Source organism: Terribacillus jepli, from assembly GCF_047228925.1.
In the GTDB taxonomy this organism is placed as follows: domain Bacteria; phylum Bacillota; class Bacilli; order Bacillales; family Amphibacillaceae; genus Terribacillus.
The window spans coordinates 181972-200434 of the sequence record NZ_JBFEGH010000002.1 but is presented as its reverse complement, the minus strand read 5'-3'; the positions used below and the strand labels follow the sequence as shown (position 1 = coordinate 200434).

The 18463-nt window shown below is 45.7% G+C and carries 19 protein-coding genes and 1 riboswitch; of the genes, 16 read left to right on the top strand and 3 right to left on the bottom strand.

Features of this window, described 5'->3' with window-relative positions:
* Positions 1–512 precede the first annotated feature (512 nt).
* The 14 genes from AB1K91_RS03375 (at position 513) to AB1K91_RS03310 (ending at position 14551) form a co-directional block, all read left to right on the top strand.
* Positions 513–1214 carry a GntR family transcriptional regulator gene (locus tag AB1K91_RS03375; RefSeq protein WP_413088120.1) on the top strand — a complete coding sequence of 234 codons (702 nt, stop codon included), beginning with the start codon at positions 513–515 and terminating at the stop codon, positions 1212–1214.
* Positions 1215–1274: 60 nt separating this feature from the next.
* Positions 1275–2321 (top strand): Gfo/Idh/MocA family protein, encoded by a 1047-nt coding sequence (locus AB1K91_RS03370; RefSeq protein WP_413088118.1) that lies wholly within the window; start codon positions 1275–1277, stop codon positions 2319–2321.
* A gap of 36 nt (positions 2322–2357) precedes the next feature.
* Complete coding sequence (locus AB1K91_RS03365; RefSeq protein ID WP_413088116.1) at positions 2358–3359, top strand: TRAP transporter substrate-binding protein; 1002 nt, start codon at positions 2358–2360, stop codon at positions 3357–3359.
* A gap of 19 nt (positions 3360–3378) precedes the next feature.
* Complete coding sequence (locus AB1K91_RS03360; protein WP_413088114.1) at positions 3379–3894, top strand: TRAP transporter small permease; 516 nt, start codon at positions 3379–3381, stop codon at positions 3892–3894.
* A gap of 31 nt (positions 3895–3925) precedes the next feature.
* Positions 3926–5200: a TRAP transporter large permease gene (locus AB1K91_RS03355; protein WP_413088113.1), complete on the top strand. Its 1275-nt coding sequence runs from the start codon at positions 3926–3928 to the stop codon at positions 5198–5200.
* Between the two features lie 64 nt (positions 5201–5264).
* Entirely contained in the window at positions 5265–6095 is an 831-nt protein-coding gene (locus tag AB1K91_RS03350; protein WP_413088111.1) for a sugar phosphate isomerase/epimerase family protein, read from the top strand.
* 24 nt (positions 6096–6119) lie between these two features.
* On the top strand, positions 6120–6947 hold the full coding sequence (locus AB1K91_RS03345; protein WP_413088109.1) for a citryl-CoA lyase: 828 nt from the start codon (positions 6120–6122) through the stop codon (positions 6945–6947).
* A gap of 6 nt (positions 6948–6953) precedes the next feature.
* Entirely contained in the window at positions 6954–8381 is a 1428-nt protein-coding gene (locus AB1K91_RS03340; protein ID WP_413088107.1) for an aldehyde dehydrogenase family protein, read from the top strand.
* A 33-nt stretch (positions 8382–8414) separates the two neighbouring features.
* A complete protein-coding gene (locus AB1K91_RS03335) occupies positions 8415–10178 on the top strand; it encodes a thiamine pyrophosphate-binding protein (RefSeq protein ID WP_413088105.1) in 1764 nt (587 codons plus the stop codon).
* Between the two features lie 17 nt (positions 10179–10195).
* Positions 10196–11389: a CaiB/BaiF CoA transferase family protein gene (locus AB1K91_RS03330; protein WP_413088103.1), complete on the top strand. Its 1194-nt coding sequence runs from the start codon at positions 10196–10198 to the stop codon at positions 11387–11389.
* 243 nt (positions 11390–11632) lie between these two features.
* Positions 11633–12838, top strand: a complete 1206-nt coding sequence (locus tag AB1K91_RS03325; protein ID WP_413088101.1) for an MFS transporter — start codon at positions 11633–11635, stop codon at positions 12836–12838.
* A gap of 88 nt (positions 12839–12926) precedes the next feature.
* Positions 12927–13763 (top strand): manganese catalase, encoded by an 837-nt coding sequence (locus AB1K91_RS03320; protein ID WP_413088099.1) that lies wholly within the window; start codon positions 12927–12929, stop codon positions 13761–13763.
* Between the two features lie 109 nt (positions 13764–13872).
* The gene (locus AB1K91_RS03315) at positions 13873–14157 is read left to right on the top strand and encodes a holin (protein WP_413088098.1); all 285 of its coding nucleotides are present in this window, start codon (positions 13873–13875) and stop codon (positions 14155–14157) included.
* 58 nt (positions 14158–14215) lie between these two features.
* Positions 14216–14551 carry a cystatin-like fold lipoprotein gene (locus tag AB1K91_RS03310; RefSeq protein WP_413088096.1) on the top strand — a complete coding sequence of 112 codons (336 nt, stop codon included), beginning with the start codon at positions 14216–14218 and terminating at the stop codon, positions 14549–14551.
* 28 nt (positions 14552–14579) lie between these two features.
* Here AB1K91_RS03310 and AB1K91_RS03305 read toward each other — a convergent pair whose 3' ends face one another.
* Positions 14580–15134 carry a GNAT family N-acetyltransferase gene (locus AB1K91_RS03305; RefSeq protein WP_413088095.1) on the bottom strand — a complete coding sequence of 185 codons (555 nt, stop codon included), beginning with the start codon at positions 15132–15134 and terminating at the stop codon, positions 14580–14582.
* A gap of 132 nt (positions 15135–15266) precedes the next feature.
* Between AB1K91_RS03305 and AB1K91_RS03300 the strand changes: the two genes are divergently transcribed.
* The gene (locus AB1K91_RS03300; protein ID WP_413088093.1) at positions 15267–15566 is read left to right on the top strand and encodes a hypothetical protein; all 300 of its coding nucleotides are present in this window, start codon (positions 15267–15269) and stop codon (positions 15564–15566) included.
* 20 nt (positions 15567–15586) lie between these two features.
* A complete protein-coding gene (locus AB1K91_RS03295; protein WP_413088092.1) occupies positions 15587–15862 on the top strand; it encodes a hypothetical protein in 276 nt (91 codons plus the stop codon).
* Between the two features lie 184 nt (positions 15863–16046).
* Here the strand turns inward: AB1K91_RS03295 and AB1K91_RS03290 are convergent, their stop codons facing one another.
* Positions 16047–16397 carry a P-II family nitrogen regulator gene (locus AB1K91_RS03290; RefSeq protein ID WP_093725641.1) on the bottom strand — a complete coding sequence of 117 codons (351 nt, stop codon included), beginning with the start codon at positions 16395–16397 and terminating at the stop codon, positions 16047–16049.
* Between the two features lie 18 nt (positions 16398–16415).
* Positions 16416–17627, bottom strand: coding sequence for an ammonium transporter (locus tag AB1K91_RS03285; protein WP_413088091.1), 1212 nt, complete (start codon positions 17625–17627; stop codon positions 16416–16418).
* Between the two features lie 651 nt (positions 17628–18278).
* A riboswitch (SAM riboswitch) is annotated at positions 18279–18391 on the top strand.
* Positions 18392–18463 lie beyond the last annotated feature (72 nt).

Below are 18463 nucleotides of genomic sequence, written 5' to 3'. Positions count from 1 at the left end.
ATTCTGAATGAATCCCCATTCTCTTCTTTAGATGAAATTGGCGTCCCAAAAAATGCACCGCACTTCTTCTAGTGCGGTGCATTTTTATGGTTGTTCTTGGCTTTTTTCAGTGCTATGTAAAAGGCGACTATAAACATAAAGAATGATATTGACCAAAGGAGTACAGATAAGTCATCTAAGGATCCAGGTAAGTTTGTAGCGATCAAAGGCAAGATTCCAGCCAAAAGTATCAGCGGGATTAAATACTTGATTTTTAACTACCTCCTTCTTTACCGGAAATACCCTTTGTCAATTTTGATGGTAGCATATTGCATGTTGTTAAGCAAAGGCTCCTGAATTTGGAATAATCCTCCCAAAACTATTTTGCAGGATTTTTTTTTGCTTATTTTCTTGCTTGTCATCCGGAATTAATCCAAGACGAATGCATACAGTGGAAGCATGGGGCGCAATCCATTACATGTATACTAGTACAGTTTTCGCTTTATATAATCCAATATGAAGAGATGATCAAAATGAATAAGTTCACTGTTCAGCGCAAGACATTAGCTTATGAAGTGTATAAACATTTATACAATAAAATCATCACATTACAATACAAACCGGGGCAGATGATTTATGAAAGTGCAATAGCCGATGAGTTGGGGCTGAGCAGAACGCCTGTCAGGGAAGCGATTCAAATGCTTGCTTCAGAAGGGTTCCTGCAGATCATTCCGCAAAAGGGTAACCGGGTGAAGCATATATCGAAGAAAAAGGTGCAGGAAGCGTTCCAAGTCAGAAAGAGTCTGGAAGCTGTCGCTTTTAAGGATGCTGCTGTCAAATGGAATCAAGCTGATGTTAGGGTCAGTGAGTATAAGGCTGATTTAATGCATATTATGGATCAGCAAAGGGATGCGGCAAAAAGTGATGATGTTGGTACTTTTTATCACTATGATGAGGTTTTTCACGATAAAGTCCTTGAAATATGCGGGAATCAGACTTTAGGGGCTGTCGTACGTCAGGTACGGGGCCATGTGAATCGGATCCGTTATTTGGAATTTTTTGAGACGAGGGAAATGGATCGTGTCATTTGTGACCATGAAGACTTAATTATCTTGATCCAAAATAACGACGCAGAAGGAGTTGTGCAGAGGCTTCATCGACATCTCGACACAGCTGCCAGTCACTATGGCGAGATAATGGAGAAGTATGCCGAGTATTTTGAAGCTCACGCTTAATAGATGGGCTTTGTGTCATTCGATGACTTGTATACTAGTGTGCAAAAGGAGACTAACAGGATGCGGATTGCAGTGTTGGGATTGAACCATGGATTTACATTGGCACAGCAGGCAAAAAAAACGGCTGGGCTTACATTGGTGGCGGTAGCTGGAAACAACGCTGGTGCAAAAGAACGGGCATTAGAGCTGGATGTTCCTTTATATGCGGATTATAAGGAATTGATCGATAACTGTTCGCTGGATGGCGTGATTATCACCCTGCCAAACCACTTGCACAAAGAAGCTGTGACATACTGTGCTGATAAAGGCTTGCATTGTCTGGTGGAAAAGCCGATTGCCGACACAACTGCTGCCGCCCGGGAGATGATTGATCATTGCCGGGAAAAACAGGTGCAGCTTTTAGTCGGGCATCATCGTCGCTATTCGGCAAAGATCAATCATCTGAAGAATCTGCTGGAAAGCAAGGTCATAGGCGAATTAGTCGGTGTGAATATGATGTGGGCCCTTGCCAAAGATCATGACTATTACAAAGAAGCCTGGCGTGTGAAAGCAGGCGGAGGTCCGCTGTTGATCAATGGCATTCATGATTTGGATAACTTGCTCTATGTTACCGACTTAATTATTGAAAGCGTTTACGCGGTCGGGAAGAATAAGGTTCGGTCAGCTGACGTGGAGGATGCGGTCACGGCAATCTTGGAGGCAGAAGATGGGACGGTTATCCACTATTTCTTGACCGATGGTGTGCCATCTCCTTGGTCTTATGAATTCAATCTAAAGGAAAACCCGATCTATCATTATTATGATGAAGATTGTTATTACTTTTTCGGAACAAAAGGGAGTTTGGCTTTTCCGAGTTTTCGCTGTTATCAATACAGCGAGGAAGAATACGGGTGGAAGCATCCTTTGGTTGAAAAGCAATACGTGCCTGCTGAGACTGTAGATCCAATAGCTGCTGAATTAGATCACTTTGAAGATGTATTGAAAGGGGGAATTGTTCCGCGCGTACCAGGAGAAGCTGGTTTAAGAACGTTGGAAGTACTGGAGGCAATCAATCTTTCCATTCGTGAGAAGAGAAGTGTCAGACTGCAAGAGATTATAAGTGAATAAGCACAATCGTTCCATTCAGGGGAAAGTGGGGGTTGGATGAAACAATTGTTTCTGTTTTTATCATTGATTGGCATGCTGTTATTTGTAAGCGCTTGCAATAATGCTCCTTCAGCAGAAAAAGAAGTGAAAGTCATGCGACTTGCAAACGCTACGCCGGATGATCGTTCCTTGAGTAAAGCACTGTATTTATTTGAAGAAAGATTGGAGGAAGAAACGGCTGGCAGCATTGATGTAGAAGTTTATACAAACAGTGTTATCGGAGGGGACAGAGAAGTCTTTGAAGGAATGCAGCTGAACACGATCCAGGGGGCATCGATGTCGACAGGGCCGATCGCACAGTTTGCTGATGAATTTAACGTTTTCGAACTGCCATTTTTGTTTGCTGACGAGGAAGAAGCTTACCGCGTTTTAGATGGTGAAGTGGGCGAGCGTTTATTGGCGGAATTAGACGAACAGAACGTAGTTGGATTGAATTATTGGGAAAATGGGTTTCGGATGCTAAGCAATAATGTGCGTGAAATCAAAACGATAGATGACGTCAAAGGAATCGATATTCGGACGCTGGAAAATGAATGGCATATGGAACTTTGGAGTGAACTGGGCGCCAATCCGACGCCGATGAACTACGGTGAATTGTATATCGGGCTGGAGCAAGGTACCGTCGATGCCCAGGAGAATCCGGTGGGAAATGTGGTGAACAGTCATTTTTATGAGGTACAGGATCATTTGACTGTCACCAATCATATTTACAATGCGAGTCCTTTCATGGTGAGTAAGCCTTTCTGGGAATCATTGACGAAAGAAGAACAAGCGGCAGTGGAACGTGTTGCGGATGAAGTGCAAAAGGAGCAGCGGAAAATGAATCAGGAGGAAGTCAAGGATAGTTATGCGATTGTAGAAGAGAAGGGGATGAAGATTACAGAACTAAGTGAGGAAGAGCTGGAGCGTTTCCGGGAAGCAACCAGGCCGGTTCGTGAAAAATATATAGCGAAGTATGGAGATGAATGGTTGAAGCAAATAGAGGTAGAAACCAATTGACGGATTGGGGGAGGTCTTTGTGAAGCCTATTCGATGGTTGAATCGATACGTTGAGGAATGCATGATGGTTTGTTTACTGTCTGTGATGGTCGTCGTCATTTCTGCACAAATCATCATGCGTTTTATCTTGGGATCGTCTATTGGCTGGTCAGAAGAATTAGCTCGTTACTGCTTTATATGGCTTGTTTTTATCGGGATAAGCTACGGAGTGAAAAAACAGCGGCATATAAGCATTGATGCAATCTATAGATTGCTGAAGGGGAAGCAGCGAGTCATCCTCCATATCATTGTGAATTTGCTGTTCTTATCATTCGCAGTGATGCTATTGATTTATGGCGGTAAAATCAGTACCCAGATTTATCTGTGGGGGCAGAGTTCTCCGGCATTGCAAATAAATATGGGGTTGGTATATATGGCAGCACCTGTCAGTATGCTGCTGACATCCTGGCGAATCATACAGCAGCTGCTGCAACAATTCCATCTGCTCCGCAGCGGGGAAAAGCTGTCCGATGAAGAGCAAACATCTGCATTCTAATGCTGGAAATTTGATGTGGGGAGAGTGAGAAATGTCTGCGATCATTATGTTTGGCAGCTTTGGTCTCTTGCTGTTATTAAGCGTCCCGATCGGTATTGCGCTAGCTTTGTCATCCGTTGCTACGCTTTTATACGCTCAAGATATGCCAATGGAATTTTTAGCTCAAGGATTAGTCACTTCTGTCGACTCCTTCCCGATCATGGCAATACCATTCTTTATTTTAGCTGGGGAGATCATGGGTAAGGGGGGGCTTTCCAAACGATTGATCAAGGTAGCAGAATCAGTCGTTGGGAATATAGCAGGCGGATTCGCGATGACGACGATTATTACATGTTTTTTCTTTGCTGCCATATCAGGTTCTGGACCAGCTACTGTTGCTGCCGTCGGGGGAATCATGATTCCTGCAATGGTTCAGATAGGTTATAGCAAGCAGTTTGCCGCTGGCATAGTTGCGGCTGCTGGAACATTAGGCGTGATTGTGCCTCCGAGTATTCCAATGATTGTATACGGCGTAGCAAGCGGGACTGCGGTTGGTGATCTTTTTATAGCTGGCATACTGCCAGGTCTATTGATTGCTGTGTTGATGCTTATCTATGTCTATTTTTATGCCAGGAAGAAAGGATACAGCGGAACCGGGGAAGCTTTTTCTTTCAAACGCTTGGCACATGCTGTCTGGGATGCCAAATGGGCGCTTATTGTACCTGTGATCATTTTAGGCGGTATATATGGCGGTTTCTTTACACCTACTGAAGCAGCGGTTGTCGCTGTTGTATACGGTTTGATAGCAGGGGTGCTGCTGTATAAAGAATTGAAGCTTAAAGACTTGTATGATGTATGCCGGAATGCAGCGTTGATGTCGGCGACTATCATGCTGATTATCGGGGCCGCCACAGCATTCGGAAAAATCATGATCATTGAACAAATGCCTGCTAAAATTGCCGGCGGAATGCTGTCGATTTCCGACAATCCTGTGATTCTGATCTCCCTGATTGTGATCTTGCTGCTTTTTGTCGGAATGGTGATGGATACAACGGCAGCAATCATTATTTTCACACCGCTGTTGGTTCCGGTTGGAATCGAGCTGGGATTTGATCCGGTACATTATGGGATAATCATCATCCTGACACTGGTCATCGGATTCATCACACCACCTATTGGCGTCAATTTATTTGTTGCCAGCGAAATATCCGGCTTGTCGATCATGAAAATCTCAAAAGCTATCGTCCCTTATATTGCAATCATGCTTCTTGCACTGATTCTTATCATCCTCATTCCGGAAATAGCGCTGCTCTTATTGGGTGGCTAGGATCAAATAAAAAAGATGGCGGATTTTGCTCAGAAGAATGAACAAACAGAAAGGTTGATTCACTTTGAAGGATCAATTTTCGTTAGCGCATCTGACAGCATTGGCATGTCCTCCCCCAGCCCTTACGTATGTCGCAGCCAGGGCAGGATTTGATTTTGTAAGCATCAGACCGATTTGTATGGGATTGAGAGATGAGCCGGATTATGACTTAGCTGATAATAGGCAGATGCTGAGACAAACAAAGGCAGCACTTCGGGAAACCGGGCTCCAAGTACTGGATATCGAGCTAGCAAGAATAGTGAATGGCATGAATCCAAAACAGTACGAACCGGCCTTTGAAGTCGGAGCAGAACTAGGGGCGCGGCATGTGCTGTGCAGCGTTTGGACAGATGATGCTGTTTTTGCAAACGAACGTTTCATCGAATTATGTGAATTGGCAAGAATGTATCAACTAACGATAGAATTGGAATTCGTCCCTGTTGCATCCGTTGCAACATTGAAGCAGGCAGTCAGCATGCTGCGCGCTGCAGCTCAGGAAAATGCCGGGCTCATGATCGATGCCCACCATTTTCACCGCTCGAAAGAAAATGTAAGCGATCTCAAAGGAATACCTGACGAATGGTTCCGTATGTTTCACTTATGTGATGCAGTAAAGGAAATCCCAACAACGAAAGAGCAGATGATCAAGATCATGCGGGAGGAGCGTCTTTACATCGGCGAGGGTGGTATTCCGATCAGAGATATATTACAAGAGATTCCGAAAGTGCCATATTCTTTAGAGATACCGCATTTGCAGCGCTCAGAGAGGTTGGGTTTTGAAGAATATGCCAAAAGGTGCTTGCAGTCGGCAAAGGAATATATCAGTCTGAACCTGGATGATGTGAACATATACTAGTGTACAAGAATACGAGGTGAAAACATGAGCAGACGAAGTGCATTGGAGCATTACAAAAGTGGCGGAGCTTGGTGGGAAACGGAGATCAGCGACATCAAGAAAAATCAAATCATCCTTCGCGGGAAAGAAGTAGAAGATTTGATCGGAAATATTACCTACAGCCAAATGCTGTATTTTCTGCTGACAGGTAAGGAATTGACCGACCAGCAAGCCAAATTGTTTGAAAGTGTGCTCGTAGCCGGTGCCGACCATGGCCCGCGTGCCCCATCGATAGCGGCAGCGAGAATGGCAGCAACTTGTGGTGTCAGCTTTAATTCGGCTATTGCCACTGGCATCAATATGCTGGGGGATATTCATGGCGGAGCTGTGGAAGGTGCAATGGACCTCTTATATAAAACGAAGGCGGAACTGGCTGCTGATACAAATGCTGTAGCGGAAAACGTCCAGCAATTCCTTGCGGCAGGAAAGAAGCTTCCAGGTTTTGGTCATCAGCTGCATGACAAGGATCCGCGTGTCAGCAGGCTGTATGATTTGTCACAGAAAGTGATCGACAGCGGCGAAATCAGCGGAGAATATCTGGCTATTCTTGAGGACTATCGGCAATCCATGTCAGCAGTGAAGAAACGGGAGTTTACGGTCAATGTTGATGGTATTTCTGCAGCCATCCAGTGTGAGATCGGTATTCCGGCAAAAGCAGCAAAAGGTATCTTCTCCCTGTCGCGAGGAATGGGGATAGTCGCCCATGCCTACGAGGAATTGATGCAAGGAACGTTGATCAAGGGCCCTTGTCCAAATGATGAGAAGCTTGTCCGATATACAGGTGTTATCCCGAATGACGCGCAAAAGGAGTGAGAGCAAATGCGAAAGGCCCGGCCATTCGTGAATGGGATTTGGTTGGAGGATAATCGCGAGCCTATGCCAGTGATAGGTCCCTATCAAGGTGAAACAGTTGGTGTCCAATTCACGGCGGACAAAAATGAGGTTGCCCAAGCGTTGGAAGCAGCACGTCTCCATAAGAAAAAGATTGCAAATCTTTCACCTGCTTTCCGGGCAAAGGTGCTGTATCGGGCAGCAGTGCTGCTGGAGGAACGCAAGGAAGAATTTGCGATTCTGATTGCAAAAGAAGTGGGCAAGGCGCTGAAAAATACGCGTGATGAGGTTGCCCGCTCGATTGAAACATTGCAGCTGTCAGCCGAGGAAGCAAAACGGCTGTTTGGGGAGACGTTGCCGGGAGGGGCATCAGACCGTGGGACTTCCTCCATGGCGTTGACATTCCGCATCCCAGTAGGAGTGGTTGCAGCAATTACCCCATTTAATGCGCCGCTGAATTTGATTTGTCATAAAATTGGTCCGAGTTTTGCCGCTGGAAATGTCACCTTATTGAAACCAGCACCGCAAGCGCCTTTGATCGCGACAGCACTTGTGGAATTGCTGCTGGAAGCCGGGATGCCCGTCCAAGCAATTCATATGGTCTTGGGCGGAAAGGAAATAGGTGAACAAATCGTGCAGGATGATCGAGTGAATCTTGTTTCATTCACCGGAGGGGTTCCAGGTGGCAGGCAAATCAGCCAGACTGCCGGGATGAAAAAGGCGCTGCTGGAACTCGGAGGCAATGCAGGAACCATAGTGCATCAGGATGCCGATGTAGAGCGGGCGGCTGCCATTTGTGCAAAAACAGGGTTTAGTAATGCCGGTCAGAGCTGCATTTCTGTCCAGCGCATTTATGTCCACGAACAAATCTTTCTCCCATTTGTCGAGAAGTTAAAGCATTTCACAGCAGCGCTCATTGTCGGCAATCCGGAAGATGAACGTACGGATGTCGGGTGTGTCGTGAACAGGCAGACAGCAGAGCGGGTCAAACAATGGATCGATGAAGCTGTGGCTGAAGGAGCAGAGCTGATCCACGGCGGGAATGTAGACGGCGCTTCCATCGACCCGGCAATATTGCTGAAACCAAAAAAACGAAGCAAGGTCGTGTGCCAGGAAGTATTCGGTCCTGTAGTCAGTGTACTGCCTTATGCCGATTTGGATGAAGCAATCAAAGATGTGAACGATTCGGAATTCGGGCTGCAAGCGGGCATTTTTTCAAACTCACTGGAAGTCATCCGCAAGGCTGCAAAAGAACTGGAAGTCGGCGGTGTAATCGTCAATGGTTCGTCGAATTTCCGTCTTGATCATTGGCCGTATGGTGGTTTAAAGGATAGCGGCATCGGCAGGGAAGGTCCGCGATTTGCTGCAGAAGAAATGACGGAAATGAAGATGATCGTGCTGCAGGATTTCCTGTGAGCAGGACACAAAGAGCTAGGAGGATACTTTATCATGAAAAAACTGATTTCGGCGCAGTTAGTCAGATACCTGGAATCCCGCGGTGTAAAGCATATATTCGGGCTATGCGGCCATACCAATATCGCAGTGCTGGCTGAATTGGAAAAAAGCTCAATCAAATTCATCAATGTGCGCCATGAGCAAATCGCTTCGCATGCAGCGGACGGATACGCCAGGGTTACGAAGAAAGCAGCAGTAGTACTGAGTCATTTAGGACCCGGTTTGACGAATGCCGCAACCGGTGTTGCCAATGCAGCGTTGGATTCGATTCCTATGGTTGTCATTGCAGGCGACGTACCAAGCTACTACTACGGGAAGCATCCTCACCAGGAAGTGAATATGCACGCTGACGGCGCTCAATATGAAATTTATCGTCCATTCGTAAAACGAGCATGGCGCGTCGATCAAGCAGCGCTTTTTCCAGAAATCCTTCAAAAAGCATTCCAGCTGGCAGAAAGCGGCCGCCCAGGCCCTGTCCTTATTTCGGTGCCGATGGATATATTCTCAACGGAAATCGAGGAAGAGGCTTTTAAGCTATTGGATCATCATATCCAGGTGGTGGAAAAACCTTCATTGGATGAAGAGACAGCAGCACGCATCGTAGAGAAACTGGCACAGGCAGATCGTCCGGTTCTGTATGCCGGTGGCGGAGTCGTTTTGGCCGATGCCACGCGCGAGCTGCGGGAATTTGCGGAGCATATGAATATTCCGGTCGCCCATTCCTTGATGGGAAAAGGCGTCTTGCCTGATGACCATGAACTGGCACTTGGCATGACTGGCTTTTGGGGTACAAAATTCATCAATGAGCAGACGAAAAATGCCGATTATCTATTCGGAGCGGGCACCCGTTTTTCTGAAGCCGATTCAAGCTCTTGGTATGATAACGTAACTTTCGATTTCCCGAAAACAAAATTGATTCATATCGATATCGACCCAAATGAGATCGGACGCAATTATCCCGCTGAAATTGGCGCAATTGCTGACTTGAAAAAAGCATTCATCACATTGAATCGTGTGGCAAAGCGGTTGTATCCGGATGGTATCGACCGAAACGAGCAATTAAGAGAAGCAATCGTAAACTATCGTCAATCACTTCGGGAGAGCATTTCTAAAAACGTGAGCAGCACTGCCTTCCCGATGAAACCAGAGCGCATCTTGACTGAGGTGCGCGATGTCCTGCCGCGGGATGCATATCTTACAACGGATGTAGGCTGGAATAAAAATGGCGTTGGTCAGCAGTTCCCTATTTATACACCAGGATCCATTTTGACACCGGGTGGTTTTGCCACAATGGGCTTCGGCAGTTCTGCAGCAATCGGAGCAAAAATAGCCGCCCCTGACAAAGTGGTAGTCTCGCTGATTGGCGATGGTGGATTCGGACAAAATCCGTCTGTGCTCGCCACAGCAAAAGAAGAAAATATCCCGGTTGTTTGGGTTGTCATGAATAATAGTGCCTTTGGTACTATCGCCGGTCTGGAAATGGCACATTACGATACAACCTATGGCACACGATTCCAGGCGGATGGCAGCAGTTATACACCGGATTTTGCTGCCATCGCCAAAGGATATGGCATAAAAGGAATCAAGATTGAATCCGCTGAACAATTCAAAGGTGTGCTGAAAGAGGCAATTGCCGCAAATGAACCGGTAGTAATCGATGTAGCGATGAAAAATGAGCCAGTTCCGACAGACGGAAAGTGGAATATCAATGATATATATTCTCCTGATGATGAAAAGTCACATGTGAGCATTCCTTAAGAAAGGAGGAGAAGATCATGCCAACACCTTTGGAGGGTGTGAAAGTGCTGGATGTTTCCACCATGATCGCAGCACCATTCGGAACGGCATTACTAGGGGATTTTGGTGCAGAAATTACGAAAGTGGAAATTCCGGGAAGAGGAGATACATCAAGAAGTGTCGGTCCATTCAAGGATGATGAGCCATTGCGCTGGCCCGGTTTATCACGGAATAAAAAATCATTGACGCTGGATTTGCATAAAGCAGCAGGTGTGGAAATCATGAAGAAGCTTGCCGCGACGCATGATATCCTGGTGGAGAATTTCCGACCTGGGACACTGGAAAAATGGGGCGTAGGCTACGATGTCTTAAAAGAACTCAATCCAGATTTAATCTTGATTCGTGTTTCTGGCTATGGACAGACTGGGCCATACCGGGAAAAGGCTGGCTTCGGAACCCCGGCCACAGCATTCAGCGGCTACACGTATTTACAAGGATTCGCCGACCGGCACCCGGTCAGTCCGCCATTTTCCCTAACGGATTATATTTGCGGAATCTATGTTGCCTTTGCCGCTGTTACGGCACTATACCACCGTGATACAAATGCATCCGGGGATGGGCAGATGATAGATGTCGCGCTTTATGAATCGGTTTTTCGCATGATGGAATTTCTCGTAGCCGAATATGATCAGCTTGGAAAAATCCGTGAACGTTCCCCTGGTTTAGCAGGACATTCGTCCCCATCCGGAACCTTCAAAACGAAGGATGAGCATTGGGTCGTGCTGGTTACGAGCACTGATACAACTTTCAATCGCCTGGCAGCTGCAATGAATCGCGCTGATTTACTGACAGACACACGTTATCACACGAACGCAAGCCGACTGGAAAATAATGAAGCAATCAATCAAATTGTTGCCGATTGGATCAGCAATCATCCGAGAGAAGCGTTATTGCAGAAACTGGATGAATTCGGTGTGCCGATCAGTCCGGTACTCAGTGTAGCTGACATATTTGCAAATGAGCAATATCAGGCACGTGAAAATATTGTAGAAGTAAAGCACCCACGACTTGGAGCCATCAAAGTACCTGGTATTGTTCCCAAATTTGAAAAGACACCGGGCAGCATCCGGTCGATTGCACCGGATTTGGGGGAGAATAATGAAGAAATTTTGAAGGGTTTAGGTTATTCCCTTGAGGAGATAAAGACGTTGAAACAACACGGCGTAATATAACAACTCTAGTTTACGGTTCAAGATGAACAGAGCAGAGGCGTGATCAGCAAGGATAAGGCAGTTTGCCATCCTTGCTGTTTTGTTTTGAATTCTTTTGATGGCTTTACAAAGTACGGGAAACAATTATAATGAAAAATATATTAATTAAGTAAACTTAACTTTTTGGTGAATGATGCTGAATGGAAAAGCATACATGTCTAATATGCTCTAGCTGTAGTTCCCCAGCAGAAGGAGAAATGATTTTTGAAGAAGCCAATAAAAGAACAAAAGTCGGTATTGATAATTTTATTAAGTAATTTGTTCATCGCCTTTTTAGGGATGGGTCTAATCATTCCGGTTATGCCGTCCTTCATGGATATTATGCACTTATCAGGCAAGACAATGGGTTACCTCGTTGCTGCCTTTGCTGGTGCGCAATTAATCATGTCTCCGTTCGCCGGCCGATGGGTGGATCGTTACGGAAGAAAGAAGCTCATTACAGCAGGTTTGTTTCTTTTCGCTGTTTCTGAGCTGCTTTTCGGTTTATCGACGCAAGTTTGGCTGCTTTATCTCTCAAGGATACTGGGCGGCATCAGTGCTTCTTTCATCATGCCTGGTGTCACAGCATATGTAGCCGATATCACTACGAATAAAGAAAGGCCGAAAGCAATGGGATACATTTCCGCTGCAATCAGCACAGGTTTTATCATCGGGCCAGGTCTTGGTGGTTATATCGCCGAATATGGTATTCGCATGCCTTTTTATGTTGCGGCGATCATTGCCTTTTTAGCCTGCTTCCTATCTATTTTCATACTGAAAGAACCTCTGTCCAAGGATCAGCTTGCTGAAATCGCAGAAAGTAAAAAAGGGACCAGTTTTGTCGGTGACTTGAAAAAATCATTGCATCCCATTTACTTCATTGCGTTTTTCATTGTATTTGTCCTCGCTTTCGGATTATCAGCCTATGAAACGGTGTTCAGTTTATTTTCCGATCACAAGTTCGGCTTTACACCAAAGGATATAGCGATGATTATAACGATCAGTTCGATTTTCGGTGTCATTGTACAGGTACTGTTATTTGGAAAAATGGTCGATCTGATGGGTGAGAAGATGCTGATACAATCATGTTTGATAATAGGCGGTATTTTAGCGATCTTATCGACATTGATTTCCAGCTTTATCGCAGTGTTAGCCGTAACCTGCTTCATTTTCCTGGCATTTGATTTATTGCGTCCGGCCTTGACAACATTCCTCTCCAGAACTGCAGGTAAGGAGCAAGGATTTGTAGCTGGCATGAATTCGACTTATACAAGCTTGGGCAATATAATCGGTCCGGCGCTGGGAGGAATACTTTTCGATATCGATATTCATTATCCGTATTTGTTCTCTGCAGTAATTTTGCTTTTTGGTCTGGTGATAACTTTTAAATGGAAAGGTAAAAAGCAGCAGGAGTCAGTATTGGGAAATTGAATACCGCCCTTGCAGATAGCTTAGGCATACTTTCCCTTCGATGTTCATATAATTCTGCGTTGGATAAAATCGAAAGGATGGATGGAACATGTTTTATCACATCAAAGAATTACAATATCATGCCAAGCCATCTAAGCCGGATCCCGTATTTGCCAGACAGCTGCAGGAAGTGTTGGGCGGACAGTACGGTGAAATCACAGTAGCGATGCAGTATCTTACTCAAGGTTGGAACACGAGAGCTGATGATAAATATCGGGATTTGCTATTGGATACAGGAACAGAGGAAATGGCACATATTGAAATGCTTGCAACCATGATAGCGAGACTGTTGGATGATGCACCTTTTGAAGATCAAAAAAATGCATATGAAACTGATCCGGCATTGAATGCCATCTTGGGTGGGACGAATCCCCAGCATGGAATCGTAGCAGGTCTTGGAGCTATGGCAGCGGACGCGGCAGGTTATCCTTGGAATGCCAAATACATCATCTCCAGCGGAAATCTTCTTGCTGACTTCCGGGCCAACTTGAATGCTGAATCCCAAGGGCGCCTGCAAGTGACCCGCTTGTATGGAATGACAGATGATCCGGGTGTACGTGATATGCTCTCCTTCTTGATAGCGCGGGATACCATGCATCAGAATCAGTGGGTCGCTGCCATCAAGGAATTGGAGGAAAGGGAAGGGGACATCGTGGTACCGACAACATTCCCGAGGAAACTTGAAAAAGGAGAAGTAGCATATACATTATTTAACTTCTCGCGCGGGGATGCCAGCTCAAAAGGACGTTGGGCAAGCGGACCGAGTATGGATGGCAGAGGTCAATTCAATTATGTGGCTGAGCCGGAACCGTTCGGAGGAGCGCCTAAGCTCAAACCGGCCCCGTTCCTGTATCATGATACAATGCCGCCAAAATCGATGATGTGAACAGTCTGACGTACAGGTACAGCTTGTACGTCTTTTTCTGGTGGGTCAATATCAAATGCACTTCCCTTCTTGTCCGCATAATATGCAGTATAAGAAGGAGGTGTGACTCTTGGATCCGATTCAAAATGAAACAATGTATCAAGTGCTTGTATTTGCGACGATCCTCGCTCCGATAGTGACGGCGGTGATGGAACTGCTGAAACGGAGCTTTCCTCGATTTGTGCCTTATCATGCCATCCTTAGTGTCGTTGTCGGTGCACTCCTGGGAGCAGCTGCTTACCCGTTTACCGATTTTGAGCTTGCTGCCCGGCTTTGGGCAGGTGGAATAGCCGGGCTGGCCAGCACTGGACTGTATAATACACTCTTCTCAAGAAAACCTCCGCCGGACAAATAGTTTAAAAAAGCCCCGATCAGGCTAAGGAATAGTAAAACGCTGTTGGAGGTCAAACCATATGAAGAAAAAGCTGCTGATCATCATCCCAATAATATTGATACTACTATTCCTGGCTTTGCAGCCATTAGGATCCCAGTACGATTCGGAAATCGAACAGGTAATCGACTTGGAGAATCAGCATCTTTCTGATCAAGGAGATGTAAAGCTGAAACGAAAGAATGCAAATTTCCATGTATATGCAGATGGCGGTTATGTTGAAATCCGTTATGATACAAATGGAGAAGAGCAGCAAGCTGTGTATGAAGAATTGGATGGCGGCACCTATGAGCGGCATGATGAAATGCCGGAAGGAGCAAGGAACCTGACAAGGGAATATGAAGAGGAAAATAAATAAAGTTTCGGCGGGCTTCGGCAGAAGCCCGTCATTTTTGTGCCGTATGAACGAAGACAAGGTGATCTGTCCACTGACCGTTTTCAAGAATGAAGCCTTTGCGGATGCATTCGAAACGCATACCGACGCTTTTAGCAAGGGCGATTGATTGCGGGTTGTCCAAGTTGATATGTGCTTCGATTCGCTGATAATGGAGCTTGGATGCTCCGATATCCAATGCCATATGTACAGCAGCCTTGCCGTAGCCATTGCCCCAGTACTGATTATGAATCGTATAGCCGATCCTTCCCCATTGAAAGTCATCTCGCGCCAAGGTGGAAAAATCAATCATGCCAAGATGGGAACCATCCGCTTCCTTGAAGACAGCGAAAACATATGCTTTATCTTCGGCAGCCAGCCGCTGATGCTTGTCCACTAAATCGGAAAACCAAGAGTCTGTACATGCGGTCATATCAAGCAGTCCTGGATCGTGGGTATGCTGTGACAGCTTGCGTCTGCTGAAGCCGCTGAACCATTTGGAATAATCCCCTTTGCGCAGCGGCCGCACCAACACGCCATCAGCGCAGGATTGAAAATCGAATTGCATCCTGAACACCTCCTCCTTTCACTATATCATCAAATTCCATGTTTGCCCCCGGACACTTTGACCATACACAATCCGATTCAGAGCATAGCTTATAACTGTAAGACAAATACAAAAACGAAGGAGGTAGTGCAGATGGGGGAAAGACACGACAAAAAGAACAAATATGAAGGAGGTAATCAGTATATGAGCTACGATAAACATCGCGGTAATGACGAGAGTTTTGAATGGGAAAACCATGTGAAGTCTGAAAGTGAAAGTGATAGTGAAAGCAAATCCAAAAACTACAACTTCAACTACAACTACGCGGAAGTTTACAAAAGCGGTAACTCTTACGTCAACGCTAAATCAAAGGTAGACAGTGAGCTAGATAGCGAAGATGATGCAAACAGCGGCCATAATGGTCACGGCAAACGCAAAAAATACGGTAGATAATTCAAGAAAGGAGAAGAACAATGAGTAATCTGAGAAAATATGAAAATCCATTTAAAAGCACTGGTTACAGCACAAAATCCAGCGTTGCCCATAGTGGTAACGCCGATGTGGATATCATCATGGAAGTGAATACAATGCCGATTGCATATGCGATGCTCTGCTCGCTGCGCGCGACGAACAAGTTGTCGGAACATGAATTCGAGAATGCTCTGAAGAGACTGAAAAAGCTTGTGGATGATGATCGCAATTCCTATCATAATGATCCAGGCACAGCCAAGATCTATCATCTAGAATAAAAAAGCGCAGGAGCCCTCCCGCCAGTGCTTCCAGCCAAAGGCGGGATTGCTCTACAGCCTTTTGCAACATCCTATGCGAACAAATATCTCAGTGTTACTTGTCTGCTCACGTTCTTCTCCTAGCCAGCCTGTTACAGGCTGGCTTTTTACATAGAAAAAGCACCACCATAAAGTGGCGCTTCTGTCACAAGGCAGCTGGGCCTTGTTTTCCTGTATTGATATCAATCGTTTGCTGGATCGGATAGACGAAAATCTTTCCATCACCTGCTTTGCCAGTATGAAGTATGCTGGCCGCAGCTTTGGTGACGTCATCGACGGGAACAGAGCTGACAACGATTTCCACCTTCAGCCGATCGAACACATTCTGCACTTTCTTTACGCCTCGGTATAACTCTGTATAGCCTTCTTCCAGGCCGCAGCCTTGCACATGGGAGAAGGTCATGCCGGATACCCCGATTTCAGCCATTTTCATTTTGAAAGCTTCAAGATCCGCTGAGCTCCTTGTAATAATCTCAACCTTGAACATGTCACTCATATACCGTTCCTCCTTAAATTAATCCTGATAGGCACGTTCGCCGTGCATCGTCAGATCCAGACCTTTTGCTTCTTCTTCATCGGTAGCACGTGCCTTGAAGATGAGGTTAACGATTGTAATCAAGATGAATGTCACAATGCCGACAAAGGCGAATGTCGCAATGATGGCTACTACCTGTCTCCATAATAGATCAATACCACCGCCGTAGAAAAGACCGTTGTGCTCGACAATTGCGTTTATGGAGTCGCTTGCGAACAAGCCAGTTGCGATACCGCCCCATGTTCCGCCTACTGCGTGTAAGCCAAAGGCATCGAGTGCATCATCATACCCTAGCCTCTGCTTTAGCCAGCCGACGCCCCAGAAGCAGACGATGCCGCCAATCAAGCCGATCGGAATGCTGGCAAGCGGGGAGACGAAACCAGCAGCAGGAGTGATGGCGACAAGGCCGGCAATCGCACCGGATACAGCTCCCAGCAGTGTGGGTTTTTTGTTGATCATCCATTCGATGATCATCCAGCCAAGTACACCAGCAGCAGCAGCGGTATTCGTGTTGATAAAGGCATACATTGCGACATCATCGAAAGCAAGTTCACTGCCGACATTGAATCCAAACCAGCCGAACCAAAGCAGCGCGCCGCCGATCAAGGTGAAAATCAAGTTATGAGGTGCAGTGGTGCCGGCATTTTTACGTTTGCCGATGACAATCGCAACGACCAATCCGGCAAGACCGGAGGAAATGTGGACAACGTTTCCTCCTGCAAAATCAAGTGCGCCCATTTCCGCAATCCAGCCGCCGCCCCAAACCCAGTGTGCAAGCGGGGAATAGACGATGAGGACCCAAAGAACTGTAAATAGAATGAATGCAGGAAAACGAATACGTTCTGCATAAGCACCAGACACGATGGCAGTTGTCAGGATTGCGAATGTCATTTGGAACATCATGAATAAATTGAATGGAATGGTGTGTCCTTCATTCGGTTCGAACCCGACATTATTCAGTCCGAAGAAATCCAATCCGCCAATAATTCCATTACCTGGTGAGAACGCAAGCGAAAAGCCGACGATGATCCAGATGATCGACACAATCGCCATAGTTGTGAAACTGTGCATTGCTGTGCTCAGCACATTTTTACTTCTTACCAACCCGCCGTAGAAGAGTGCGAGTGCTGGTGTCATCAACCATACCAAGACGGTTGCGACAAACATGAATACCGTATTAGTCATATCCATTTTCTCTACCCCCTGTGTGTTTTCTTTATTGTTTGAAAATTTAAATCTTTTTTCATTATAAGTGCCAGACAAAAAAATGTAACAAAGTTGTCAGGTTATCTTACGTGAATATTTCTGACCAAAAAGTGTAAGTGTTTTCAATTTATTTGTTATAAAGCGTTACTAAAATGGGACTGAGTTTTAGAAAGATGGGAATTTTGGGGTGGTTTGCACCATTTTATAGCGGGAATAGTTAAATAGCTGCGGAGAAGTGCTACATCGGAAGTTTGACAATAACTGTAAAGGGTGATAAGATAGTTAACGTCCTCGATGTTTGAGTAACTTTATCGAAGGTCATTGGCATTCTGCTATAGTTTTAATTAGAAGTACTTATTCAGACTGGAACGGCCTAGGAGCCGTGAGGATGCAATAGAGGTAGGGATTGCATCGTATAAGTGAAAACTACCATGTGGAACAAGTACCGCGGCAGGAGGATGTATTAGGTATCCTCTACTCACAATAGAAAAGTTACATTTTAGCCCCGCATTGGCATTAGCTGATGCGGGGCGTCCAAATTTCTAAGGATAAAATATCTTGATAGAAATTTCAGAATTTATCGTTGACTCATATATGGAACCCATGCTACAATCCTGTTAACAAATCAATAGCAAGCTCTTATCAAGAGAGGCGGAGGGACTGGCCCGATGATGCCCGGCAACCTGCAAGCAGCAATGCTTTTAAGGTGCTAATTCCTGAAAGTGCGTAAAGCACTTTAGAGATGAGAGAGACAAGTCGGTACATATTGCCACCCTGTCCTCTCAGGGTGGCCTTTTTTATTGAGGGGAGGAAGCGTACGG